The 25,874-nt window shown below is 35.1% G+C and carries 30 protein-coding genes; 4 read left to right on the top strand and 26 right to left on the bottom strand.

Annotation, left to right across the window (positions count from 1 at the left end):
- Positions 1-89: 89 nt before the first annotated feature.
- The 3 genes from HMPREF9171_RS109975 to HMPREF9171_RS109985 all read right to left on the bottom strand — a co-directional run bounded on the left by HMPREF9171_RS109975 (position 90) and on the right by HMPREF9171_RS109985 (position 3,468).
- Entirely contained in the window at positions 90-1,259 is a 1,170-nt protein-coding gene (locus HMPREF9171_RS109975) for a MalY/PatB family protein (protein ID WP_000634071.1), read from the bottom strand.
- A gap of 135 nt (positions 1,260-1,394) precedes the next feature.
- Positions 1,395-1,943: a tRNA (cytidine(34)-2'-O)-methyltransferase gene (locus tag HMPREF9171_RS109980; RefSeq protein WP_001019794.1), complete on the bottom strand. Its 549-nt coding sequence runs from the start codon at positions 1,941-1,943 to the stop codon at positions 1,395-1,397.
- A 172-nt stretch (positions 1,944-2,115) separates the two neighbouring features.
- Entirely contained in the window at positions 2,116-3,468 is a 1,353-nt protein-coding gene (locus tag HMPREF9171_RS109985) for an APC family permease (protein WP_000427457.1), read from the bottom strand.
- A gap of 205 nt (positions 3,469-3,673) precedes the next feature.
- On the opposite strand from HMPREF9171_RS109985, the gene trkA reads away from it, so the two are divergent.
- Both trkA and HMPREF9171_RS109995 read left to right on the top strand, forming a co-directional pair.
- Positions 3,674-5,023, top strand: coding sequence for a Trk system potassium transporter TrkA (gene trkA, locus HMPREF9171_RS109990; RefSeq protein WP_001220338.1), 1,350 nt, complete (start codon positions 3,674-3,676; stop codon positions 5,021-5,023).
- A 4-nt stretch (positions 5,024-5,027) separates the two neighbouring features.
- Entirely contained in the window at positions 5,028-6,467 is a 1,440-nt protein-coding gene (locus tag HMPREF9171_RS109995; protein WP_001043412.1) for a TrkH family potassium uptake protein, read from the top strand.
- 23 nt (positions 6,468-6,490) lie between these two features.
- Here HMPREF9171_RS109995 and yidD read toward each other — a convergent pair whose 3' ends face one another.
- The 15 genes from yidD to HMPREF9171_RS110070 form a co-directional block, all read right to left on the bottom strand.
- Complete coding sequence (gene yidD / locus HMPREF9171_RS110000) at positions 6,491-6,742, bottom strand: membrane protein insertion efficiency factor YidD (protein WP_000920196.1); 252 nt, start codon at positions 6,740-6,742, stop codon at positions 6,491-6,493.
- On the bottom strand, positions 6,742-7,464 hold the full coding sequence (locus HMPREF9171_RS110005; protein ID WP_001222207.1) for a pseudouridine synthase: 723 nt from the start codon (positions 7,462-7,464) through the stop codon (positions 6,742-6,744). The genes yidD and HMPREF9171_RS110005 overlap by 1 nt, the downstream gene beginning before the upstream one ends.
- Entirely contained in the window at positions 7,454-8,038 is a 585-nt protein-coding gene (scpB, locus tag HMPREF9171_RS110010; RefSeq protein ID WP_000221690.1) for an SMC-Scp complex subunit ScpB, read from the bottom strand. Before scpB ends, HMPREF9171_RS110005 begins: the two co-directional genes overlap by 11 nt.
- Complete coding sequence (locus tag HMPREF9171_RS110015; protein ID WP_000351868.1) at positions 8,035-8,742, bottom strand: segregation/condensation protein A; 708 nt, start codon at positions 8,740-8,742, stop codon at positions 8,035-8,037. Before HMPREF9171_RS110015 ends, scpB begins: the two co-directional genes overlap by 4 nt.
- Positions 8,742-9,482, bottom strand: coding sequence for a site-specific tyrosine recombinase XerD (xerD, locus tag HMPREF9171_RS110020; RefSeq protein WP_000606412.1), 741 nt, complete (start codon positions 9,480-9,482; stop codon positions 8,742-8,744). Before xerD ends, HMPREF9171_RS110015 begins: the two co-directional genes overlap by 1 nt.
- Entirely contained in the window at positions 9,472-9,945 is a 474-nt protein-coding gene (gene cbpB / locus HMPREF9171_RS110025; protein WP_000560705.1) for a cyclic-di-AMP-binding protein CbpB, read from the bottom strand. Before cbpB ends, xerD begins: the two co-directional genes overlap by 11 nt.
- Positions 9,942-10,463 (bottom strand): metallophosphoesterase, encoded by a 522-nt coding sequence (locus HMPREF9171_RS110030; protein ID WP_001007721.1) that lies wholly within the window; start codon positions 10,461-10,463, stop codon positions 9,942-9,944. Before HMPREF9171_RS110030 ends, cbpB begins: the two co-directional genes overlap by 4 nt.
- Positions 10,445-11,419, bottom strand: coding sequence for a nucleoside-triphosphate diphosphatase (locus tag HMPREF9171_RS110035; RefSeq protein WP_000167813.1), 975 nt, complete (start codon positions 11,417-11,419; stop codon positions 10,445-10,447). The genes HMPREF9171_RS110030 and HMPREF9171_RS110035 overlap by 19 nt, the downstream gene beginning before the upstream one ends.
- Positions 11,416-12,210 (bottom strand): glutamate racemase, encoded by a 795-nt coding sequence (gene racE / locus HMPREF9171_RS110040; protein ID WP_000378351.1) that lies wholly within the window; start codon positions 12,208-12,210, stop codon positions 11,416-11,418. Before racE ends, HMPREF9171_RS110035 begins: the two co-directional genes overlap by 4 nt.
- 174 nt (positions 12,211-12,384) lie before the next feature.
- A complete protein-coding gene (locus HMPREF9171_RS110045) occupies positions 12,385-12,624 on the bottom strand; it encodes a YneF family protein (RefSeq protein WP_000108275.1) in 240 nt (79 codons plus the stop codon).
- Between the two features lie 157 nt (positions 12,625-12,781).
- A complete protein-coding gene (locus tag HMPREF9171_RS110050; RefSeq protein WP_000039537.1) occupies positions 12,782-13,324 on the bottom strand; it encodes a hypothetical protein in 543 nt (180 codons plus the stop codon).
- Between the two features lie 61 nt (positions 13,325-13,385).
- The gene (locus tag HMPREF9171_RS110055) at positions 13,386-13,907 is read right to left on the bottom strand and encodes a transcription repressor NadR (RefSeq protein WP_000647219.1); all 522 of its coding nucleotides are present in this window, start codon (positions 13,905-13,907) and stop codon (positions 13,386-13,388) included.
- Between the two features lie 67 nt (positions 13,908-13,974).
- Positions 13,975-14,664, bottom strand: coding sequence for a Bax inhibitor-1/YccA family protein (locus HMPREF9171_RS110060; RefSeq protein WP_000999457.1), 690 nt, complete (start codon positions 14,662-14,664; stop codon positions 13,975-13,977).
- A gap of 22 nt (positions 14,665-14,686) precedes the next feature.
- Positions 14,687-15,190, bottom strand: a complete 504-nt coding sequence (locus HMPREF9171_RS110065) for an HD domain-containing protein (RefSeq protein ID WP_000760496.1) — start codon at positions 15,188-15,190, stop codon at positions 14,687-14,689.
- Positions 15,191-15,227: 37 nt separating this feature from the next.
- On the bottom strand, positions 15,228-15,971 hold the full coding sequence (locus HMPREF9171_RS110070; protein ID WP_000207505.1) for a TrmH family RNA methyltransferase: 744 nt from the start codon (positions 15,969-15,971) through the stop codon (positions 15,228-15,230).
- A gap of 31 nt (positions 15,972-16,002) precedes the next feature.
- On the opposite strand from HMPREF9171_RS110070, the gene HMPREF9171_RS0102420 reads away from it, so the two are divergent.
- The gene (locus HMPREF9171_RS0102420; RefSeq protein WP_000755490.1) at positions 16,003-16,281 is read left to right on the top strand and encodes an acylphosphatase; all 279 of its coding nucleotides are present in this window, start codon (positions 16,003-16,005) and stop codon (positions 16,279-16,281) included.
- Positions 16,282-16,364: 83 nt separating this feature from the next.
- Entirely contained in the window at positions 16,365-17,297 is a 933-nt protein-coding gene (gene yidC, locus HMPREF9171_RS110075; RefSeq protein ID WP_000751931.1) for a membrane protein insertase YidC, read from the top strand.
- A 209-nt stretch (positions 17,298-17,506) separates the two neighbouring features.
- Here the strand turns inward: yidC and HMPREF9171_RS110080 are convergent, their stop codons facing one another.
- The 8 genes from HMPREF9171_RS110080 to zapJ form a co-directional block, all read right to left on the bottom strand.
- Positions 17,507-18,172 carry an amino acid ABC transporter permease gene (locus tag HMPREF9171_RS110080; RefSeq protein WP_000611497.1) on the bottom strand — a complete coding sequence of 222 codons (666 nt, stop codon included), beginning with the start codon at positions 18,170-18,172 and terminating at the stop codon, positions 17,507-17,509.
- Positions 18,173-18,195: 23 nt separating this feature from the next.
- A complete protein-coding gene (locus tag HMPREF9171_RS110085; protein ID WP_000751026.1) occupies positions 18,196-19,053 on the bottom strand; it encodes a transporter substrate-binding domain-containing protein in 858 nt (285 codons plus the stop codon).
- A gap of 160 nt (positions 19,054-19,213) precedes the next feature.
- Positions 19,214-20,674 (bottom strand): amidase, encoded by a 1,461-nt coding sequence (locus HMPREF9171_RS110090; protein ID WP_000231315.1) that lies wholly within the window; start codon positions 20,672-20,674, stop codon positions 19,214-19,216.
- Between the two features lie 103 nt (positions 20,675-20,777).
- Positions 20,778-21,260, bottom strand: coding sequence for a transcription elongation factor GreA (gene greA / locus HMPREF9171_RS110095; RefSeq protein ID WP_000818772.1), 483 nt, complete (start codon positions 21,258-21,260; stop codon positions 20,778-20,780).
- 72 nt (positions 21,261-21,332) lie between these two features.
- The gene (mltG, locus tag HMPREF9171_RS110100) at positions 21,333-23,135 is read right to left on the bottom strand and encodes an endolytic transglycosylase MltG (RefSeq protein ID WP_000134321.1); all 1,803 of its coding nucleotides are present in this window, start codon (positions 23,133-23,135) and stop codon (positions 21,333-21,335) included.
- An 86-nt stretch (positions 23,136-23,221) separates the two neighbouring features.
- Complete coding sequence (locus tag HMPREF9171_RS110105) at positions 23,222-23,725, bottom strand: GNAT family N-acetyltransferase (protein WP_000586870.1); 504 nt, start codon at positions 23,723-23,725, stop codon at positions 23,222-23,224.
- An 85-nt stretch (positions 23,726-23,810) separates the two neighbouring features.
- Complete coding sequence (gene murC, locus HMPREF9171_RS110110) at positions 23,811-25,142, bottom strand: UDP-N-acetylmuramate--L-alanine ligase (protein ID WP_000048107.1); 1,332 nt, start codon at positions 25,140-25,142, stop codon at positions 23,811-23,813.
- 9 nt (positions 25,143-25,151) lie between these two features.
- Positions 25,152-25,769, bottom strand: a complete 618-nt coding sequence (gene zapJ, locus HMPREF9171_RS110115; protein WP_001079340.1) for a divisome accessory protein ZapJ — start codon at positions 25,767-25,769, stop codon at positions 25,152-25,154.
- Between the last annotated feature and the right edge of the window lie 105 nt (positions 25,770-25,874).

The following is a 25,874-nucleotide window of genomic DNA, read 5'->3' as shown; positions in this document are numbered from 1 at the left end:
TAATTTTGAGCATTAAAAACATTCTAATGCTTGTTTACATTCAAAGTATTATAACATAAAAACCCTTTCCATGCGACTTTTTTTATAGTCTAGTCATTTTTTCTAAAGTTTGTCACTAATCGCAAAACTGCCTCCTCAATAACAGACCTAGGAGCTGCGACATTGATTCTAGCATGTTTCTTCCCTTCTTTTCCAAAAGTTAAACCATCATTTAATATTAATTTGGCATCATATCGAAGTTTTTCTTGAATTTCTAAATGCGTTAAATTATAAGCAGAAAAATCTAACCAAACAAGATAAGTTCCCTCTGGTTTCATCACTTTGATATGAGTTTTTTGCGTTAATTGCTCATAAAGGTATTCTATTGATCCTTCTAACTCCATTTTTAGGGCCTTTAACCATTGTTTCCCTTTTGTAAAGGCAACTTCTGTAGCTAATAACCCCAATGAGGAAATTTCTTGTTGATTATTAGCTATTTGCCTCTTCTTAAAATCAGAGCGTAACTTTTCATTTTCAATTATTGCAAAGCTATTTTTAGTCCCTGCAATATTAAACGTTTTAGTTGCACTAGATAAAATAACACTCAATTCTTTAAAACTAGAATCAACAGTATTAAAGCTATGGTGTACATTATCAAATAATACCAAATCTTGATGTATTTCGTCAGAAACGAGGATAACATTATACCGTTTACAGATATCTCCTATTTTTTGAATTTCTTCTTTTGTCCAGACACGCCCACCAGGATTATGTGGACTACAAAAAATATAAAGCTTTACATTATTTTCAATGATATCTTTTTCTAATTGTTTAAAGTCAATCTCAAAATACTGATTATTATTAAGTAAACTATTTGAAACTAAATGACGATTATTGTATTTTATAGTTCTAGCAAAGGGCGGATAGACTGGGGCATTAATTAGAACAGCATCTCCCTCCTTTGTGAAGGCTTGTATAGCAACTGAAATCGCTGGTATAACCCCATCAATTAATAATAATGATTTTTTATCAAATTGATAACCATGTTCTTGCACTTCCCAATTAGAGATAGCTTGGTATAAACTGTCTTTAGGACTATCATAGCCAAAAACCATTTGGTGTGAAAAATCTTCAATAGCCTCCGACATTTCTGGAAAGATAGGAAAATCCATATCCGCAATCCAAAGGGGAAGGATTTCTTGATCTTTTTGAACCGCCTTCCATTTGATGGCATTACTTGAAAAACGTTCTGGTAAACTTGTGAAATCATATGTAATCATAATTACTCCTGACTATTCTACAGCTAAAAATATCCCTTGTCGTCTTGGTGACTATTTTACCATTTGTTTTTGATACTATATACTAATTAACTTTCTAAAGATAAAAGTGACCATTTTAAACGATCACTTTCTTTATTATTTTAGTTTATCATTTTCATAAGTATGGCTTAATTCTAAATTAGGAAAGCTTTGCTGCCTAAGGGCTTCATAAACAATCATACAAACAGTGTTTGAAACATTCAAGCTACGCACATGCTCATCGTTCATGGGAATTCGTAAGGCCTTTTCGGCATGCTCGCGCATAAAAGTTTCTGGCAATCCTTTATCTTCACGACCAAACATAAAATAATGGTCTTGATCATCATTATAATTTTCATCTGAGTAAACCTTGTCAGCAAATTTGCTAATTAGGTGAACTTTCCCTCGACATGACAACATAAATTCTTCCAAACTATCATAGAAACTAACATCTAGCTTATCCCAGTAATCCAGTCCCGCTCGTTTCATTTTTTTATCATCAATAGGAAATCCCATTGGTCGTATGATGTGCAAAGGAGCATTTGTTGCCGCACAAGTTCTAGCAATATTACCAGTATTTGCTGGAATCTGTGGTTCAAATAAAACAATATGATTTCGTCCGCTATCGGAACGATGATTTTTCTGCGTTAATGTTTCAATATTCATCTCATCATCACTTTCTAGAACTCATTCTGACTCGCAAAAAAACCACACTGCTCGGAGTCAATCTCAGCAAACAATGTGGTTTATGGTGGTTTGTTAACTTAAATCATAACAGGTTTGATTTAAACTAACAAATCGTTGACACTATTATAGCACTTCAGTCTACAAAGTCAACCTATTCATGAGTTTTTGGATTATTTTTTTGATAGATATAATGACAAATCAAACAGAATAATAAGCAAAAACATTGGAAAATTAAAACCGTAAAGAAATTACTTAACAAACTCCCGATAAGGAGGATCAAACCGCCTAAAATTGCTAGAATCGGTGAAACTAAGCCGGTAAATTTATTTTTAATATCTTTTTTGAGATAAAGGCTGAGTACTAAAACATAAAGAATGATTAAACTGGTATTATTAAACACCACAGCAATTTCACTAATATCACTACCCGGTAATAAGTTAAATTTTGTAACCATAAAGTGAACAAAAAGCCAAAAAATAGCTACAGCCGTCACCGTCAAACTAGCTGGCAATGACATTTGATACTTCAAATTTATGTTAGCCATCCTCTCACTTTTGATCCATCCGCGTTCCGCAAAAGCTTGAGGTAGACGCATCGTCCCAAGTAAAAGTCCATTGGCAACACCTAATACAGATAAAATAACAATGAAAGATAATAAACGCCCAACACTAGGACCGAAAATAATGTTAGCTGCATAATTAATAGCATCATTACCAGTTGTCATAATAAAGCTAGCACCTAAAATTTGTGTCAAACCATAGAAAAATGCCAAATATGATAATAAGATAAGCGCTGGACCAATGACAAAAGCAAGTGGTAAATTCTTCTTGGGATTCTTGACTTCTGGTGCAATACTAACAAAAATTGTCCAACCATCATATGCAAAATACAATGGTACCAGACCTGACACCCAACTCCATCCAACATTTGACGGTTGAATAGCTGTTAAATGTTGTGGAAGTTGTGGAGCTTTATCAGACCAAAAAGCACCAATTAAAGCAATTAGGACTAAAGGAATCATTTTTACAAAGGTCGTTAAAGATTGGAATCCCCCTGCAATACGCTTAGCAAAGATATTCATGAGACTAAGCGCTAAAATATAAACAGCAGCTAAAATAATCTGTGATTCCAATCTTGATGATTCACCTAAAGTATAAAATGCAGCTACCCATGAAACGATTGCTGTTAAAGTTGGAAGATACAAAAAAGACGCAAACAAGCCTAAAGTTGCTGCTAAAGCTGGGCTAACATATTTTTCGTAGTAAGAAAAAATACCACCACTTTCACTCGTTCTAATAGCTAGCTCAGAAATTGACAAACTTCCAAAAACAATCGAAAAAGAACCTAGTACTAAAATTACCATGCCTAAAAAGACATCTCCACCAGTAAATTTAAGGATGTCATCAACTTTAAAATAAATGCCTGAACCAATCACTACACCTACAATCATAGCAATTGTAGTCATTAATCCATAGGTCTGTTTAATAGAATTATGATTCTCCATAATATCTCCATTTCTACTGTACGCTTAAAGGTTAATTATAACCTAATTTAGGGCTTGTCACAAGTTTATCTATGTTATTTTTCACCAGATTCTGATAAGAGAATCATATTACTCTTATCAGAAAGATGAAAACGTTTTTTAACCATAATTCTCGTGCATTTTTACTAAAAAAAAGGTATCATAGAGTTTATTATTGGAGGTAAAAATGAGAATAATTGTTGTCGGCGGAGGTAAAGTCGGAACCGCACTTTGTCGCTCACTTGTTGCTGAAAAGCACGATGTTGTTTTAATTGAGAAAAAAGAAAACGTCCTTAAACGTGTCACTAAACAGCATGATATTATGGGAATTGTTGGGAATGGGGCAAACTATAAAATTTTAGAACAAGCCGAAGTCAAAAATTGTGATATTTTTATCGCTATCACTGATCGAGATGAAGTTAATATGATTTCAGCAGTTCTTGCCAAAAAAATGGGGGCAAAAGAGACTGTTGTTCGCATGCGTAATCCTGAGTATTCTAATCCTTACTTCAAAGATAAAAACTTTCTTGGCTTCTCTTCAGTTGTCAACCCTGAATTGTTGGCAGCACAATATATCGCTAATACCATAGAATTTCCAAATGCAACTTCAGTTGAACATTTCGCCAACGGGCGTGTGATGTTAATGGAATTTAAAATTTTAGAAGGAAATAAACTCTGTCATACTTCAATGAGTCAAATTCGTAAAAAATTTGGCAATATTGTTATTTGCGCAATTGAACGCGATGGCAAATTGATTATTCCTGATGGCGATGCAACTATCCAAGTCAAAGATAAAATCTTTGTAACTGGAAATCGTATTGAAATGATACTTTTCCATAATTACGTTAAAAATAAAGTTGTCAAAAACTTGATGGTTATCGGTGCAGGACGCATCGCCTACTACCTACTCAATATCCTTAAAAATACCAATACACACGTCAAACTAGTTGAACTCAACCAAGAACAAGCTGAATATTTTAGTCAAGAATTTCCCAATGTTCCTGTCGTTCATGGGGATGGTACTGCTAAAAATATTTTGTTAGAAGAAAGCGTTACAAGTTTTGACGCAGTTGCTACTTTAACTGGTGTTGATGAAGAAAATATCATTACCTCAATGTTCTTAGAAAGTATCGGTATTCCTAAAAACATTACCAAAGTTAATCGAACTAGCCTACTAGAAATCATTGACGATAAACAACTATCAAGCATTATCACACCCAAGCGTATTGCCGTAGACCATGTGATGCACTTTGTACGCGGGCGTGTAAATGCTCAGGATTCCAACCTAGAAGCTATGCATCATATTGCTAACGATCGCATTGAAACCTTACAATTTGAAATAAAAGAAACTAGCAAATTAGCAAATCGTAGCCTTGCATCTTTAAAATTAAAGCAAAATATTTTAATTGCAGCGATTATCCGCAATAATAAAACGATTTTCCCAACTGGTGAGGATGTTTTAACAGTGGGTGATCGTATCGTTGTTATCACCTTATTAAAAAATATTACTAGAACTAGTGATATGTTAGCGAGGTAGGAATATGAATAAAAGTATGATTCGCTTCCTTCTCTCAAAACTTTTGCTAATTGAAGCTGCTCTTCTAGCGATTCCTCTAACTGTTGGACTTATTTACCGTGAACCGCAAAGTGTCATGATGAGTATAGTCATTACCATGATTATTCTAATTATCCTTGGATTACTGGGTTCTCTCTTTAAACCTAAAAATTATCATATCTACACTAAAGAAGGCATGTTAATTGTTGCACTCTGCTGGATACTTTGGTCCTTCTTTGGCGCCCTTCCATTTGTTATCTCAGGGCAAATCCCTAATATTATCGATGCTTTCTTTGAAGTATCTTCTGGTTTTACGACAACAGGAGCAACTATTCTTGATGACGTCAGTGTCTTATCCCCCGCGCTCTTATTTTGGCGTAGTTTTACCCATCTTATCGGTGGAATGGGGGTTTTAGTATTTGCCCTTGCCATCATGGAAAATTCTAAAAATAGCCATTTAGAGGTTATGAGAGCTGAAGTTCCTGGACCTGTATTCGGTAAAGTTGTCTCGAAACTTAAAAAAACTGCACAAATTTTGTATTTGTTATATCTTCTTATGTTTGCAGTATTTGCAGTAATATTATATTTTGCAGGTATGCCTTTCTTTGATAGTATTATCATAGCGATGGGAACTGCAGGTACAGGTGGTTTTGCAGTTTACAATGATAGCATTGCTCATTATAATAGTCCTCTGATAACTAACTTAGTTTCTATTGGTATGCTTATCTTCGGGGTTAACTTTAATCTTTACTATCTTCTTTTACTCCGAAAAATTAAAGCATTCTTTGGTGATGAGGAACTAAAAACCTATCTCCGCATCGTGGCAATAGCAACTTTCATGATTGCTCTAAACGTCATCGGTATGTATGATAATTTTCGACAAGGCCTCGAACATATTTTCTTTGAAGTATCAGCTATTATTACGACAACTGGTTTTGGCGTGACTGATATCACTCGTTGGCCTTTGTTTTCACAGGTTATTTTGCTATTCTTGATGTTTATCGGTGGTTCTGCTGGCTCTACAGCTGGGGGCTTTAAAGTCATGCGTAGCTTAATCCTAGCAAAGGTTGCACGTAACCAAGTATTGTCTACACTCTATCCTAATAGAGTCATGTCACTACACATTAATAAAAGCGTTCTAGATAAAAATACACAACATGGCGTTTTAAAATATCTAACTATCTATTTAGCTATCTTCATGGCACTCGTTCTTGTTTTAACGCTTGATACTAATGATTTTTTGGTTGTTGTCAGTGCTGCAGCCTCATGTTTTAACAACATAGGCCCACTCTTAGGTAGCAATGAAACTTTCTCATTCTTTAGTCCATTCTCAAAACTCCTTCTTTCATTTGCTATGATAGCAGGACGTTTAGAAATATACCCTGTTTTATTAATGTTTATTCCTAAAACATGGTCAAAACTATAATTACAAATAATAAAACGGATATATCAATCTGATATATCCGTTTTATTACGTCTTAAGCTAAAATGATCAGGGACAGGATCATTTCCTCCGTGGGCTAAGGGATGACATCGCAAAATACGTGCAATCCCCATCAACACACCTTTTAGACCATGTTTTTGAATAGCTTCTATCATATACGTAGAGCAAGTTGGACGATAACGACAGCTAGCTGGGAAAGCTGGAGAAATATTTTTTTGGTAAAAGCGAACCAAGAAAATCAAAAAAGATTTAAGCATTAAGATTTATTAATAGCCGCATTATGCAACTGACTAATTTCTTTTTTATTTAATCGTCGTGCTTCCCCAGGACGGAGGCCCGTTAAATCTAAGGTACCGAATTGTGTACGAGATAGCTTGTCCACTAATAACCCAACTTGTTCAAACATTTTCTTAACTTGATGATTACGACCTTCATGAATAGTTAATTCAACTACTGAACGATTTTTTTCATGATCCACTTTTATGATAGTATAGCGAGCAGGTTTTGTTTTCTTACCATCGATAACAACGCCACGCGTTAATGGTCGAAGGTTTTCTTTAGTAGCTATTCCTTTGACACGTGCTAAATAAACTTTATCAATTTCATTACGAGGATGAATCATTTTATCAGTAAAATCACCATCATTAGTCAAAATTAAAAGTCCAGTTGTATCCCAATCCAAGCGACCAACAGGATATATCCGTTCTTTGACTTGTGGCAACAAGTCAATAACTGTCTTACGTCCTTTGTCATCTGAGACACTTGAAATAACACCTCGTGGTTTATTTAAGAGATAATATACCTTCTCTTCGTTGTAAATTGGACTTCCTTCAATTTCAACCAGATCACCAGCCTTTACTTGGGTCGCCAATTCATTAACCACTTGACCATTAATCGTGACCATTCCTTGCTTGATTAATTCCTCAGCTTTTCTACGACTTGCAATCCCTGCATGCGCAATATATTTATTAATTCTCATTGTTTTCCTTATCTTCTGTATTAATTGAATCCATTGAAAATAACGATACTTCTTCGTCAACTAATTCAATTGAAGAGGCGTCAATTAAGTCATCTAACTGATTAATTCCCATATAATCTAAGAAATAATTAGTTGTCTCATAAAGGTTAGGACGTCCCAACACTTCTTTCTTTCCAGCCTCTTTAATTAAACCAAAAGCTATCAGTCTCGTTATAGCTCCACTGGAATTCACGCCACGAATATCATCAATTTCAATCCTAGTAATAGGTTGTTTATAAGCAATAATAGATAGAACTTCCAAACTTGCCCGAGATAGACTCTGATTAATCGGAGCCTTCGCATAATCTCTCAACAAAGTCATATAACTATCCTTTGTTACCAATTTATAAGTTTGTGCTGTCTCAAGCAATAATAGACTAGAATCGTCATCTTCTTCATATCGTTTAGCCAACTTTTCTAGTTGCTGTATTAATGCTGATGGTGTCAAAGACAATAATTCTGCCATTTGACGCAAACTCAGTCCATCTTCACCTGCAACAAAAAGAAGAGCTTCTATTGAGCCTAAATAAGTCATTTCTCTTCCTTTCTTAAGATAACTTGACTAAAATTACTGTCTTGTTCTACTGTGATTTGATGTAATTTTATCAACTCTAACATTGCCAAAAATAAAGTTATCATTTCAGATTTTGTTTGGCAATCTGCAAACACTTCTTGTAATGTCGTTTCCTTTTTAAGATTAAAATGTCTTTCAATAACGATCATCATATCTTCAATACGGTAGTCTTCTTTCTCAATTACCGTTTGACTATTTGACAATTCTTTTTGTTTTTGGGACATCATTTGAGAAAAAGTCAAAAAAAGATCCATCACCGATTTATCGTGTAGAAGAATTGCATCTTCAAAGATAACTTCTTGTTTTGGTTTTGAAAAATATTTGGCACGTTCCTGATGCTGATTAGCTAACTCTTCACTTAGCACTTTAAAACGTCTATATTCCTCTAATTGGCTCAACAATTCCATTTCTGGATCATCTTCAATAGGATTTGACTCCACTACTTTAGGTAATAAGTTACGGCTTTTTATCAACATCAGCTGACTTGCCATAAGCATATACTCACCAGCTACTTCTAGACGCATCGCCTGTAATGTTGCTATATAAGCAAGGTACTGCTCAATAACTTCCACAATCGGTACATCGTATATATCAACCTCATATTTAGATACGAGGTGTAAGAGTAAGTCTAGAGGCCCCTCGAAATCTTTTAACTTAATATCCATTATCTATAATATCTCTCTAAAGTGATAGGAGTTTTTAAGCCTAGAAGGCGACTGAGCTCCGTCATCGTTTTGCCATTTTCTTTTTGCTTTAGAATAAATTGTTCTCGCAGAAGTTGTGCAGTTAGTTGTTGCTCATTCTTCTCATTTAAAAAATCTGTTAATTGATTAAAAAACCATTGTCTAGAATAAGGCTTGCCGTTATGCTCAAAGACTAAGTCACCATCTTCCTCTAAAGATTCCAAAAGAAAAGGAAGCAAGTCTTCTGGAAGTTTTAAAATACGCTTCATCTGCGATTTTTCAATACTTAAGATATTAAAAGTTGTATCAAAATCAGCCTTCTTCAAATTAGCAATTTCAGCCGGAGTTAAACCTAAAGATAAAATCAACAAAGCAATCAAACGACCACTCGGATAATCAGTATCTTGATAGAAATTTGATAAATCCATTATTTGAGACTTTGTCTGAGTCAAAGTGATTTTTTCAGTCTCTTGTAGTCTGTAAAATTCCTTCAGTGTTCCTCTATTATATAAAAAGAAAAGAAATTGATTGACTGCAGATAACTTTCGCTTACGAGCTGTTAACTTAAATTCACTTAGAGACTGTTGATACAATGCCAGTTTTTCAGAATTTACATGTCCACCAATTATTTTATAAAATTGCTTTAAATCATAGTGATAGGACTTACGCGAATTGAGAGATAATTTCTTACTCTCAATAAAATTATTAATATCATTTATCATTGTTTTTAGGAGTGATAGTATATTCGTCTGTAAAATCATGTAGGAGGCTATTAATAGCTTTTAAAATCGATTTACGGGTTATAATGCCTCTAAAATCATTTTGATCACTGATAACAGGTAAAAATGGATAATCTACAATCTTATGCATAATTGCTGTCAGAGTAGCTGCCTCATTAATCGGCTCGATTTTTGTATTAACCATCTCAACAATATCAGTCTGTGCCATCTCCCAATCTGTTAATTGACCTTTAGATTGGTAGGCCATAATGTCTGAGATACTAATAGTACCTACATATTTTTTCTCTTTAGTGATAACTGGTACACGTGAAAAACCATTACTTGCTAATAGTAGCATAACGTGGTCAGCATTGTGCGTATCCACAAAAATAGCAACGTCTTCAGCTGGAATCAGATAGTGGTCCAAATGACTTAGCAAAAACGACTCAAATTCTTTAGCAATCATCTTGAAAATTCCTTTGTCAAGTTAGGATAGGGTTGGTGTTGGCGAGTATAATACTCTACCAAAACCTTACTATCTGTTATAGTTACAACAGCGTAAAGCTTCTCATTTATTGGTCCTCTTGGCTGCAAAACACTGCCTGGATTGATAAAAATAGTTTTACCATTTTTCCAAGCATCTGCACGATGAAGATGACCGTATAAACAAATATCCGCGTCTTCTTGCTGAGCTAATAAATCCAATTTATCCCAAGTAAAATTAATCTGATGGAGATGACCATGGGTTTGAACAATAACAGCATTATCTATTTTTGTAACCAAAACTTCCGGATAACCTGAATCATAATCACAATTTCCTGTGACCACATGAATGCCTTCCCATATAGGATCTGAGCTAGGAAGTTCGGAATCCCCATTGTGAAAAATAGCATCCACTTTTCCCAAATAATGATTCTTTATATCTTTTACAATGTCACGATCTCCGTGAGAATCACTCATTACAACTAATTTTCTAATTGCCATTTTGGAAATACCTCCATCAATTTACGGACAGCTTGCCCACGATGTGATAGATTATTTTTTTCTTGTGCGCTCAATTCAGCTGCTGTCCTACTACCTTCTCCGACAATAAAGAGCGGATCATAACCAAAGCCATTTTCCCCCTTAGGTTCCGTACCAATATAACCTGGCCACTCTGCTTCAACTACCAAACTTTCTTTATTTGGAGCTGACACGACTAAGGTTGTATGAAACTGTGCTGAACGTCTTTCTTTGTCAAATACCATGGCTAATTCATGCAATAATTTGGCATTATTACGAGCATCTGTCGCGTCAGGACCTGAAAAACGAGCAGACCATACCCCTGGCAAACCACCTAAAGCATCTACTTTTAATCCGGAATCATCTGAAATTACCATTTTTCCAGTTAATTTTGAAATAGTCTCTGCTTTAAGTCGAGCATTTTCTTCAAAGGTCATACCAGTCTCTTCAACTTCTGGTAAATCTGGGTAATCATTTAAATTTTCAACTTTGAGTCCTAATTTCCCAAATAATTCTCTAAATTCCTTCGTTTTTCCTTCATTGTGAGTCGCAATTAATATGGTATCCCCAAAATTATTATCATTCTTTAAATCAAAGAATTTTTCTAAAGAAGTGCCCTCTTTAGGTAAGTGAACTAAGAACAACTGATCATCTTCACTAACTAAGATGGCCCCTTTATGTTGAGTCACTTTGATATGCCTTGAATACTCTTGATTAATCATATCAACGAGGAATGCTAATAATTGAAAATCCGAAGTCATCTGCACAACGTGAAGCTGTAGACCTTCAACTTTCAAAGTTGATAATAGACGATGAAAAACATCTTGGATAGCTTCGTAAGATTCATCATTACCAAAACAAGTAAAATAATTAAAAGCTTGGAAACTACCTAAAAACCAATTGCCTTCAGTTTTACTTTCAAAAATTGTTTTTGTCATAATACGATACGCTCCACATTTATTTCTTGACTAAGCCATTGTTCTGCAATTTCTTTAAAACCTTTTGGGCTGGCGGTTGTGTAAAAGTGATGACCACCGTGTTTATTTTGCCAATTATGGTTTATCTCAAAATAGTTCAATAAAACAGAAATATCACGAACGGTTTCTGCGCCACTATCAATTAATTTAACCTCAGCCCCCATAACATTTTGAATGATGGGACGTAATAGGGGATAATGCGTGCAACCTAAAATTAAAGTATCTAATTTACCAACTAATGGGGACAATGTTTCATAAACCACCTTTTTGGCTAAACTAGAAGACATCTGATTTGATTCCACAATTGGAACAAATTTCGGACAAGCAAGGGATACCACAGCAGTATTTGGAGACAAAGCTTGAATTTTTTGACGATAAGCATCTGATTTAACAGTCATGGGAGTACCTATAATACCAACTTTCCCTGAATTAGTTGATTTGATAGCTGCGCTAGCTCCTGGTAAAATAACGCCTAAAACAGGGATGTCTAGTTTTTCTTTAATTTCTTGCCAGGCAACTGCAGTTGCTGTATTACAAGCTATAACAATCATCTTAACATTTTTAGTCAATAAGAAATTAACCATCTGCCAGGTAAACTCTCTAATCTGTTGAGCAGGTCTAGGACCATACGGAGCTCTAGCCTGATCTCCAATGAAGATTACTTCCTCTTCTGGAAGTTGACGGAACATTTCCTTAACAACCGTTAAACCACCTACACCAGAATCTAGAAAGCCAATAGGCCTACTATCCATTTTTATTCCTCCAATATTAGTGACTAAAAGAGGCTGGACAACAGTCCTAGCCTCTCTATACAATAACCAATCAGTCAAATCTACACTTGACCAAGTTTGCCCAAATCTTGTCTAGAAATCTGATGGACTATCACTCACTATTTCATCACTAAACGCTTCAACGCTAAAACACTCTTATTTTTTAGTTTTGATAGCTGTTTTTGCGTGTTTTACAATATTACGGTATGTCTGTTGAACTTTAGCTTCACTAGGTTTTTGTCCCATTTGACTCATCATTTCACGAATAGCATCCGGTGTTAAACGAGGGTGCTCTCCAATCTCTTTTTCAATTTGTTTACGAGCAATAAAAATGCCTCCCACGAGACCACCAAACAAAGCGACGATAATTAATAAAATCCAAATAGTTGTTGACATCTATTCATTCTCCTCATTTATTTACATGACTCATTATAGCAAAAAAAGAAAGAGTTTACAAATATATGTAAACAAAATCAAAGCCTCTATCGTCCTTGTCACGTCAATACACTATTAAATTTTCACTAGAGCATGATTAAGCATATAGCCGATTCCTTTATCTTATCCTAAGTATTTTCCCCAACTTTTGTGCCATCCATTTCCAAATGAAGAGAGCTATATAAAAATCTACCAATCCATGTAGCAAAGAGCCTAGCCCTATCAAAGAAAATAGTGACCATAAATAAGTTGAACTACTGTTAGAAGTCATTGTGATTATATAAACAGTAATAAATTCGAGCAGACCATGAATTATGTTAATAGCTACAGCAAATAACAATGTTTGCCATTTACTCATCAATAAAGAGGGCTTTGACTTAATCAAGAAAGCCGCAATTAATGCAAATCCGATATGTGATAAAGCTCTAAGAACGATTACAATCGGAAAACCAGCTAGTAGAAATCCAAGTCCTGTCCCTAAAGCTACCAATATTGCAACTGGAACAGATATAAAAATACTTAAAAATAAAGGTACATGGCTTGCTAAGGTGAAAGAAGCAGGCCCAATAATTATTTTAGCAGGCATGATTATAGGAATCATGATTGCAAAAGCTACTAAAATAGAAGTATAAGAAACCATTTGTGTTGTTTTTTTTGACATTTTTATCTCCTTTGAAGCTATTATACAAAATAACCTTACAGGTGTAAAGACACCTGTAAGGTTATTTGTCTATGTATAAGATTCCTGCTTTTTTTAGAGCCTCACATATTTGGTCAAAAACCGACTGATCTTGACAAGAAATCATATGTGTATGTAAACCATCTGTCAAAGAGGATAGCAATTCTGCATTGGAAACTTTTAATTTAGCAGTAAAATTATCAATGTCTTTTTGGCTTTGAATGTTTAAGGGAGCAGTCAGCATCCCATAAATAGGGTGCTCTACCTCCACATTCATAATGGTTCCTTGATACTGCAAAATAATTTCCAGTTCTTCTTCTGTCTGTTCTATGCCATGCTGACAAACCAATCTAGCTGTGAATTGATGAGTACTTAGAGCACTGGACATAAGGTATCCTTTTGGGGTAGAAATAATATCACATTGTTGTGCACGCAATAAGGCAATATCTCCAACAATCACCTGCCTACTAACACTAAAAATCTTTGCTAATGTGCTTGCCGATACAGCTTCTTTTGTTCCTTTTAAAGTCGTTAAAATATTTTCTCGACGCTCCTGTGCCTTCATATAACAAATTCCTTCTTTGGTGTTATTTCACAATTAAAAACTGGCTAGAATATCTAACCAGTTAGCCTCAATCATTTCGTGCAAAAAGACGAAGAATATTTAAGAATAGATTAATAAAATCAAGATAAAGGCTTAGTGCCATCGAAACTGCCCAACCATCTGCGACTTGGCCGCCTTGGCTATTGTAGACATATTTAATCATTTGGTTATCATAAGCAATCAATCCAGAAAAGATGATGACACATACGATACTAATGATATAACTCATACCCCCACTACCGATAAATAAATTAACAAGACTTGCAATTAAAATCCCAATTAAAGCAGCCATTAACGCTTTACGCATACCTGATAAATCTTTTTTAGTCTTAGCTCCAATCAAAGCCATTGCAAAGAAAACAGCTGCAGATGTTATAAAAGCTTGAAGAACTGTTGTTTGCGTGTACCTTGCGATAATGAAACTTAAAGTAAACCCATTCAAAGCTGAATAAATCAAAAATAATGGTAATGCAGCTGGTGTGTTTCGACGCGCCGCTCCACTAGCAACAAAGACTAAAACCAATTCTAAGATGATTGCTCCAAAATACAACCCTGGCATTTTTTGCATGATGGCAATCATATTTTGTGGAAACATATACAGCATAATCGCAGAAACAGCAGCTGACAAACCTACTCCTATCCCTACAAGACCGTAAATCTTAGCAAAAAATTGATTCAGCCCTGAATCAGATTGTGTGTAAATGACGTTATCATTCATATGTATTTTCCTATTCTAAATTTTAATGATTGTGACTACCTAAGAATTTGCGACTAAAACGGATAGGTTTCTTAAAAATACGTTTGAGTGGACGAGAAGCCTCTCGTACTGCCCAATACTTATCAACCATAGTCACAATATAACTTTCTTTATAACGTGGTGGTGCAATAGTCGCTCCCCACATGTGTTTCAAAATAATATCTTCTTCTCTAGCGTTTAAATCAGTTAATTTTCGCGCATTACGAACCGCTATCCTTGGATGAACCCAAGCATGGCTCTTGTTAAATTTCGTTACACGCCAATCATAATAAAAGAAATCATGTAGTAAACCACCTCGAGCAGTACTACTCGCATCCCAACCAAACTTCTTAGCAATTTTATAACTTGTATAACTAACATTTATAGAATGCTCTAAGCGAGTTGAGTGATGATGTTGGACAATAGCTTCGAGTTTTTGGAAACGTGGATGGTCAATAAGGTGACCGACCAAATCCATGAAGTCCTTATCGTCTTGATACTTTTTCATTATAATCACCCCTCTGGGGATATTATAACATATGAACTTAAATTAAGCTGAAAATGACTACTCCCGCAGCTACTGCTACATTAAGACTTTCTGCTTGTCCAGGCATTTCAATATGTGCTAGAACATCTGCTTCTTCTGTCATAGTTTTGGAAATTCCCTGTCCCTCATTTCCCATGATTAAAGCAAAATAATCATATTTAGGGAGATTTTTATAATTTACCGATTGTTCAGATAAAGTTGTCGCAATCATAGTTATCCCTTCTGCTTTACAAAAGTTAACAAACTGCTCTATTTCTACCCTAAATACTGGTAAATGAAAGTGACTGCCTTGCATAGAACGAAGTGTTTTTTGGTTATACAAATCAGCAGATTTCTGAGATAAAAAAACAGCATCAAAATTCGCTGCATCTGCAGTTCGAACCATTGTTCCTAGGTTTCCTGGATCCTGCACATCTTCTAATACAAGAAAACGTCCTTTTTTAATATCTGTCCATCTTGTCTCTTGAAAGGCAATCTCAGCTACAATCCCTTGAGGAGTCTGTGAGTCAGTTAATTCTTTCAAAACATCATCTGTAACAACAATAGCTCTCTCGGGTTTTCTCAAACGATCTATTGCCGTTTCTGTCACAAAAATATTTAAAAATTGTGCACCATATTTTTCAGCTTCCTCAAATAAATGCCAGCCTTCAATAAGATATGAAGATTTCCGATATTTTTTTTGTAACAACTTTTTCGTTTTTTTAATGAGATTATTTGATTTTGAAGTTATAATAGTAGTCATAAACCTATTATATCAGAAAAGAGGTCAAGTTATGAAAAAAGTTCATTTAATTGTCTCAGGGCGCGTTCAAGGAGTCGGATTTCGCTATGCAACTTATTCCTTAGCTTTAGAAATAGGTGATATTTACGGTCGCGTTTGGAATAACGATGATGGAACTGTTGAAATTTTAGCACAATCCACAGATTCAAATAAAATGACACAATTTATTCAGAAAATTCGAAAAGGACCTTCAAAATGGTCTAAAGTAACTTATGTTGATATTAAACTAGATAACTTCGATGATTTTAATGACTTTAAAATGAGTAATTAAAAATCATTCTGCGGAAGTATTGTTTAATTCTTAAAAAAAAGTAAAATAGATAGGTATATTAAAAATTAGAGGAACTAAAAACATTGAAAAAAACATTGAAACGTATCTTATTCTCTAGCTTATCTTTGTCTATGTTATTATTATTGACAGGATGTGTTAGCGTTGATAAGGCTGGAAAACCCTATGGAGTTATCTGGAATACTCTTGGAGTGCCTATGGCCAACCTCATTACTTATTTCGCTCAACACCAAGGGCTTGGTTTTGGTGTCGCTATCATTATTGTAACCGTCATCGTACGTGTCGTTATCTTACCACTTGGACTTTATCAGTCTTGGAAAGCTAGCTATCAAGCTGAAAAAATGGCGTACTTTAAGCCTTTATTCGAACCTATCAATGAACGACTACGCAATGCTAAAACACAAGAAGAAAAATTAGCAGCTCAGACAGAATTAATGACAGCTCAACGTGAGAATGGCCTTAGCATGTTTGGCGGTATTGGCTGCTTGCCATTACTCATTCAGATGCCATTTTTCTCAGCTATTTTCTTTGCTGCACGCTATACTCCTGGAGTCTCTAGTGCAACCTTCTTGGGACTTAACTTAGGTCAAAAGAGTCTGACACTTACTGTCATTATCGCCATTCTTTATTTTGTACAATCTTGGTTGTCAATGCAAGGTGTTCCAGATGAACAACGTCAGCAAATGAAAACAATGATGTATCTGATGCCAATAATGATGGTATTCATGTCTATTAGTTTACCTGCTAGTGTTGCGCTTTATTGGTTTATTGGTGGTATTTTCAGTATTATCCAGCAGCTAGTTACGACTTATGTACTTAAGCCTAAACTACGCCGAAAAGTAGAAGAAGAATATACTAAAAATCCTCCTAAAGCCTACAAAGCTAATAACGCACGAAAAGATGTTACAAATTCAACTAAAGCTACTGAATCTAATCAAGCAATTATTACATCTAAAAAAACAAATCGTAACGCCGGAAAACAAAAAAGACGGGGATAAAACAAGCATACTAAATAATGGTGTGTTGTCCTAAACAGTTAAAGATTATTATGTAATTCAAGTAAAAAAGACTTAGTTCTATGTCCTACATAGCTAAGTCTTTTTATTTTTGCCTAACTTTTTAGTCAACACCATATAAAAAGCACCCTAAAAGTCAGATAAAAATCTAGCTTTTAAAGTGCAAGTAATCTAGCTAACAAACTACCTTATTAATAAAGTAATCGTTTTTCCCACCAGTCTTGAATAATTGCATAAAGCGTACAAATTACCCAATAGATAAGGGCTACTAAGATATAGGCGGTCATATAGTCGGAGTAGGTTCCCCCAACTATTTTAGCATTATTAAAGATATCAGGTACCGTAATCATCGCAGTCAATGAGGAACCCTTAACCATATCTAGCAAAACATTACTTAAAGAAGGGAGTGCAATTCTTGTTGCTTGCGGAATAATAATGCCTCTATAAATCGTCGGTGTTTTTAACCCTAGAGCTCTAGCAGCTTCCCACTGACCATGATCAACAGCTAAAAGAGCTGCTCTGATAATTTCTGATATATATGCACTAGACATCATGGTAAAACCTACGATAGAAGCAGTCACAGCATCTAACTGTATCCCTATAAAAGGCAAACCAAAATAGATAAGAAAGAGTAGAACCATTAAAGGAATCCCACGCATTAAGGAAATATGAATATTAGCTAGATACCTCAGTAAGCGGAAATGAGACATCTTCATTAGAGCTACAAAGAATCCTACGATAGCTCCTAAAATAAAGCCAACCAAGGATAATCCAATGGTATATGGTAACCCCTGAATAACACTTGGAAAAGCCTTAACAGCTAGTTCCAAATTAAAAATGGCATCCCAGTTTATCACTTATCTACTCCTCTCGAAATATTTTATTTAACTTTAATTACTGGAATTTTATCTGTTCCAGCAGGTTCTTTTGTGAGATCTTGACCAGCATAATATTTTTCAGAGATTTTTTTCAAAGAACCGTCTTTCTTCATATCCTTGATAGCTGCATCAATTTTTGTTTTGAGGCTCTTATCTTTTTTACTCATCACAATACCTTGCTCAGTCGGATTATACTTCACATCACCCATTTTTACTTTGATATCTGGATATTGTTTTGTTACATATTTTACAGCAATGACTTGTGTGTAGTAATCATTCGGAATGAAATCTGTACGTCCAGTTGATACATCTCGAAGGTAAACGTCATTAGTTACGTTGTCATAAATAACAGGTTCAGCGCCTTGCTGTTTTGCAATTTTCATATATTGCGTTCCAGCGCCACCACCAGCTTTTTTACCTTTCCAGTCAGATAAATCTTTTGCTGTAATCTTTGAAGAGCCATCTGCACGTACAATCATACCTCCAACAGAATATTTATAAGGTTGAGAGAAATTGTATTTTTTCAAACGCTCGGGAGTTGTGTCGAAGTTATTGACAGCAACATCCACCTTGCCACTATCTACAGAAGTAAATGATTCAGCAACTCCAACTTCAACAAACTTAACTTTTATCTTAAGTTTTTTAGCGATCGCTTTCATCATATCAATCTCATAACCAGTCAATTTTTTATGGTCATCATAATAACTTGTTGGATAAAGCGTTGCAGGGGTAGCAACCTTAAGGACACCATCTTTTTTAATATTGTCCCATGTTGTTTCTTTGCTAGATTGACCATTTGAGCAAGCTGCTAATGTCATTGCAGATAAACCGACTAAACCAAGTAAAATTGTCTTTTTCATAAGTACTCCTGTAGATTAAATTATATTAAAATGGTTTGGCGTACTCTATCGAAAATTAAATTTAATGAAAATTAATACATAAATTTACGATAATAATACAACCATTGTTAAGAGTACCATATTGTATCCGTTTTCGCAAAAATATTGTTTACTTTTCAAATTAATGGTAAACAGGCCCTTTGAATTGCTTCTCTTTTTCAAACAACTCTGCAACAGCAAGCAATAAATCTTCTCTCCCTTTAGCCGCTGTCAATTGTACACCTAAAGGTAGCCCCTCTTTAGTTAGATGAGTTGGTATGGCTAAAGAAGGTTGCCCAGTCAAGTTTGGCTGATGTGTAAAAGGTGTCCAGGCCATTGAGTCTTCAAACATTTTCCAAATTAAATCCTGTTGTTCACTTACTGAGAATTCTCCCATATGCCTCAATTGTTTCTGGAGTGTCTCGTCTAAATCAAATTGTCCATGAAAAGGAGCTGGTTGATTAGTTGCTGCTGTTAAAATTAAATCATAATTTTCATGAAACCTCGCCATGGTAGCTGCAAATTGATCCCATGAATCTAAGAGTTTACTGTAATCTTTAGCCAATACCCTTTGTCCACTCTGATACATAGCCCAGGTCATTAATTCCATATCGCTAAATTCCATTGAACGCCCTAAACTCTTTTCGATGTCATCAAACATTGCTGCTGTTTCAACGCTATTCATCATACAATAAGTTTTCATAGAATGAATACCATCTAAAGGTTGTTCTACTAATTCTAAATGATTCCCTTTTTGAGACAGAAAATCTGCGGCTTCTTTAATAGCTGCTTTAGCCTCACTTGATACCTTTGTTTTTAAGGGAGAATCCATCAATACTGCTATTTTTAGGGGTTTACTAACGCTAAACTCGAAAAGACTCTCTTTGCTGAGTTTTTTCAGGGGAAATGGACTTTCTACTTGATATGATTGTAAATAATATAATAGTCGTTTTGTATCTCTAACTGACTTTGTTAAAGCAAAATGACTAGAAGCCCCTTGCCAACCTCTATAGGATGAAGGTCCAACAGGTATACGTCCTCGACTCGGTTTTAAACCAATCAAACCATTAAAACTTGCTGGAATTCTGATTGACCCTCCTCCATCACTAGCTCCTGCAATTGGAACCATTCCTGAACTAACAGCTGCGGCTGCACCACCACTAGAGCCTCCAGCATTTCTTGAATGGTCAAATGGAAGATTAACATTCCCGTGAAGTTGACTATCACTAATATTCTTAAAACCAAATTCAGGGGTATTTGTTCTTCCTAAAATAATAAACCCTAATTTTTCAAAGGACTGCACTAAATAGTCCGTTTGTTTAGCATGATAGTGTTTAAATAATTGTGAACCTGAGGTTGAGAGTTGTCCTTTTTGATTCTGTCCCAAATCTTTCAGAAGAATAGGAACTCCTGCAAAAGGAGCATCTGATTCATTTGCGTATTTGGCTGCTTGACGCGCCTCATTATATTGCTTGCTGACAACAGCATTAACGCTTACATTCTGTTCCTCGATCTTGTAGATTGCTTGCTCTACTAATTCTTGCGACGAAATCTTATGCTGTTTTATCGCTTGTGCCATAGCGGTAGCATCTTTAAAAACCATATAAACACCTCATAAAATGTATTTTTATTATAAGATAACAAAAAATACTTTAAAAAAATAGAATAACGTCTAGACTCTAGATATTATTCTATGATTTATACTATTAATTTGTTTTTTCAACACTAATGATTTCAACTTGATAGCTACCAGCAGGTGATTCAATTGTAGCTAAGTCTCCTGTTTTTTTACCAATTAAAGCATGAGCAATTGGGCTTTCATTCGAAATTTTTCCTGAAAAAATGTCAGCTCCAGCAGCACCAACGATATGGTAAGTATCTTTATCATTTGTACCAACTTCTTGGACAAGGACAGTTTTACCAATTGCAACCTCATCTTTAGCAACTGCATCACTATCAATAATTTCAGCATAACGAATTTTTGTTTCTAAAATTTGAATTTGGCCCTCAACAAATGCTTGTTCGTCTTTTGCTGCATCATATTCGCTATTTTCTGATAAGTCACCATAAGAACGAGCAATCTTGATACGCTCTACAACTTCTGGTCTACGAACTAATTTTAACTCTTCAAGTTCTTTTTCAAGTTGATCTTTTTCCACTTGTGTCATTGGGTAAGTTTTTTCTGCCATTTTATTTCTCTTTTCTTTTCATTTTTTCAAGTCAAAGATATAAACATGATGACTCGCACCATGTTTATAAGCTTAGTTAATTTGACTATTGATATATTTTTCAACGTTAGCCTTGTGTGTTTCAAAATCTTTAGCGTAGTATACATTTCCGGTCTTCACATCAGCGACAAAATAAAGGTAATCTGTTGAAGCAGGTTTTATAGTCGCTTCAATTGCTGAGATACTTGGACTATCAACTGGTCCAGGCATCAAACCAGTATTAGTATAGATGTTGTATGGTGATTTAATTGAAGTATTAATTTGAGCATCTTCAGCTAAACTTGTTTTATCACCTAATTTTCCCATAGCATACAAAATTGCAATGTTACTTTGAAGAGCTTGACCGGCTGATAGTCGGTTATAAAAGACACTTGCTATTTTACGGCGATCTTCGTCTGTTGATCCCTCTTTTTCAACAAGAGATGATAATGTCAAAACATCATTTACAGACATATTCTTCGCTTTAATAGTGTTATAGTAAGGTGCCATCTTAGTATTCATTGTTGAAATCATATCTTCAACAAGTCCTTCTAAGGTTGTATCTTTATAATAGTTGTAGGTAGCTGGGAATAAATATCCTTCCAATTGATAAATAGCTTTTGATTTATCAGGTAAACTTCCTAGTAAATTTGGATATTTAGCTACCATTTTTTTAATAAACGTTTCATCTTGAACAAGTTTCAAGAAATCATCAGCTTTATAAGGTGTACTTGTAGTCTTTGTATCAATTTTATTAGACTCAATAGCTTTAGCAATCTGTTTAATAGTGTAACCCTCGGTAATTAATATCTTACCTAAAGCTGGTTTTGTCGGTTCTGCAGTTCCGCCTTTTTCCAATTCAGCAGCAATCTGATCTAAAGTCATACTTTTTTTAAGATTGTAGTATCCACTTTGAAAATTACTATAGTTTTTGAACTTGGAATAGTAATTAAAGACTGTGGCGCTCTTAATGACTCCTGCTTTTTCTAAAATTTGACCAATTAATTTATTCCCAGATCCTATCGGAATTTCAACTTGTACAAATTTATTTGAACTGGAATCAACAGGTTTAATAGCACTATCTACAAAACGATAACCTACAAATGCTGTCAAGAGCAATACAAGTATGATAATTGATATCAGAATACGTGCAATTCGTTTTGCCACATTATCTGCTTTTTGACGTCTTTCACGCTTGTTATGTTTGTTCTTGGCTGACAAAGCTATACCCTCTTCTTCTTTTGGCAAATCCTCTACTCGGATAGGTTCCTTTGCTACGGGCTCTAACTCTGATGTCTCACCAAGTTTTACATTTTCACCTTCTGTAGGAATATCTGTTGCTCTCACAAGAAAGATTTCTTCCGTTTCTTGATTAGGCACAGCAGTTGCAACATCAGTCTTATCTGCTTTTAAATCTATTTCAGGTACATTTTCAGTTGTCCTAAATTCACTAGATTTGGAGCCGCTATCAAGCTCTCTTGAAGGTTCCATCCCTTGATTGATAACTTGTTCTTCTTGGGAAGCTAATGCTTGTTCCGCCTGACGTCTTTCTTCTTCTCGAGCAGCTTCTGCCTGAAGTTTCGCCTCAATCCGAGCCTTCTCTTGCTCTTCTAAGCGTTGCTTAGTCTCTAGCGCCTTTGCTCTAGCTTCTTGTTCGTCTTTCAAACGTTGCGCTTCATAATCTGCCATCAATTGTGCTGTTCTGCGAGCAGCTTCTTTGGCTTCTTGCTCTTTTTGATAGAGTTCTTCTTCACGCAACTTTCTCAAACGGTTAGCTTCTTCTAACTCTGCCAGAATTTGTTCTTTAAAACTTTTCTGATCATGGTTAGAATGCTGATCGTCATTAAATTCGGTCAAAGAGATTTCCTCCTAATAATAATCACAGGCAATTATATCTTAAATAGTCTATAAAATCAACAAAACTTTGACAATGTTATCTACTTTTAACAAATTGATCGTGTTGGATTATTCCAGATCATATTATACCAAAGCGAACCACCATGTTGGGAGTCAGATTCTCCCTCATCTTTAAATCCATTCATTTCATAGAAGGAAATTAAATCATCATGGCAAGTTAAACTTATACCATCTCGTTCTTGAGAAACAACCAGGTCTTTCATCGCTGCTAATAACGCTGTACCAATCCCCTGACCTTTAAAATCAGGATGTATTGATAGACTAGTAATTCCTATGAAACCACCTTCCCTTACAGGGATTTCAGAAACTTTATGGAATAAATCGTCCGTTAAGTACCGACCTTTAATAACCGGTCCTTCAATGTAACCTGCTAAACGACCATTAATCTCTGCAACTAAAAAAGTATCAGTCATTATCGTTAAACGTTCTTTCATTGCTTTTTTACTCGCAGCCTCTGCTTCTGAAAAATTTATTTGTTCAATACTAATGACTTGCTGTAAATCCTCTAGGCAACCATTTCTAATAATCATACTCATCTCCTTAATTTCTTTATGAAATTCTCTTGATAAAGTCAGATAGAGGACTGAGAAACTTCTCTCAGCCCTTACCATCAACTTATTGTGTATTTTTAGTTAGGTTAGCTAATAATTCTTCAAAAGAGCGCTCATACAATTGAATGTCTCCAGCACCCATAAAGACATAGACAGCATTATCATGATTGAGTAAAGGCGAGACATTTTCGACTGTCACTAAATCTGAGTGTTTGACAATCTTAGCAGCTAAATCTTCTACCTTCACCTCACCATTATCTACTTCTCTAGCAGAACCATATATTTGAGCGAGATAAACGCTATCCGCTTGACTCAAGGCATGGGCAAATTCGTCTAAAAGAGCTATCGTACGAGTGAACGTATGCGGTTGGAAAATAGCTACAATTTCTTTTGACGGGTATTTTTGTCGAGCAGCATCTAATGTCGCAATAATCTCAGTAGGATGGTGAGCAAAGTCATCAATAATGACAGTATCGTCAATAATCTTCTCAGTAAAACGACGCTTTACCCCTGAAAATGTCTTCAAATGCTCAGCTACTAATGCCATATCAATTCCCATTATGTAAAGGTTAGCAATAACAGCAGTTGCATTTAAGATATTATGTTTACCGTATGCTGGTACATGAAACTGACCAATTTCTTCTTGGTTATAGAAAACCTTAAAGTCAGAACCATTAACAGTTCGAGTGATGTCTTTTGCTATAAAATCATTTGAATCTTCAAAACCATAATAATATATTGGTGCCTCAGAAGTGATTTCATGAAGTTTTGGATCTTCTCCATAAATGAATAAACCTTTTTGAACTTGCTTAGCATAGTCATTAAAGGCATTGAATACGTCCTCTAGGCCTGTAAAATAATCAGGATGGTCAAAATCAATATTGGTAATAATTGAGTATTCTGGATGGTACGGCATAAAATGACGTTCGTATTCATCAGCTTCAAACACAAAGTAATTAGCATTAGCAGAACCACGTCCTGTACCATCTCCAATTAGGAAAGAAGTGTCTGTAATATTTTTTAAAACATGAGCTAATAAACCTGTCGTTGAGGTTTTTCCATGTGCCCCAGCTACACCTAGACTAGTGAACTGACGCATAAAATCTCCGAGAAATTCATGATATCGTTTAAAATGATAGCCCTTTTCAATAACATAAGCCAACTCTTCATTGTTATCTGGACGAAAAGCATTTCCTGCAATAATCTCTAAATCCTCACTGATATTATTCGGTGAGAAAGGTAATATAGTTACACCTGCTTGCTCTAAACCACGTTGGGTAAAATAATATTTGTCAACGTCACTTCCTTGGACGTTATGTCCCATTTGATGAAGCATCAGTGCTAGGGCACTCATTCCGGATCCTTTAATACCAATAAAATGATAAGTTTTTGACATGATCTCTCCTTAATTAATGTCTTTAAAACGTGTCAGATTTAATTCTTGAGCCTTGGCTCTTTCTTTATGAAACTGATTGTCTTGTTTATTGTAAACTTGACTGCGTTTCAAAAAATCAAAATTATTTTTCTTTGTTTTTGGGTTCGGTGTATTATCAGGTTCTTGAAATATGATTGGAATTTCTGCTAATATATAGCTTTCCTGCTGTAAACGATCAGAAAGATGACTTAGTTCAGTCACCTTTCGCTGAGTTTGTTTTTTCGGTACTGTTGCCTTCAATTGTTGCTGAAAAGCTTCCTTTGATGGCGCCTTAAATTCCTGTTTCGCATAGTAAGCTTGTCGTTTCTCCCGAACAGACCTCTTTGCCTCTTGTCGAGATTTGCTCAACTCTGTCGCTTTTTTTACAAAACTCTGCGGTGGTACAGGATCATTTTCAATTACCTTAGGATGTGATATTTTTTCATGTTCATAATTGCTTTTGACCATGCTTTGATATGTTTTTTCTTGATAAAAGCCTCGAATGTTGTTAATTAAATCTTCATTATCATAAAGATTCATCTTTACAAGCGGAGACATTACTGGTTCATCATCTGCTATCAACGGAAATCGTCTAGAGCCTCTATTCACATTATCACTTCCTTTCTACAACAGACCTATTATAAACTAATTTTTCTGTTTTTTCAAAGTTTTCAACTAAGTAAAGCTTATCAGATTGGTATTTTTCATTCATTT

Origin of the sequence: Streptococcus agalactiae ATCC 13813, assembly GCF_000186445.1 — a bacterium.
GTDB lineage: Bacteria > Bacillota > Bacilli > Lactobacillales > Streptococcaceae > Streptococcus > Streptococcus agalactiae.
The sequence above is the reverse complement of the archived record's forward strand: the minus strand, read 5'-3'. Positions and strand labels throughout refer to the sequence as shown.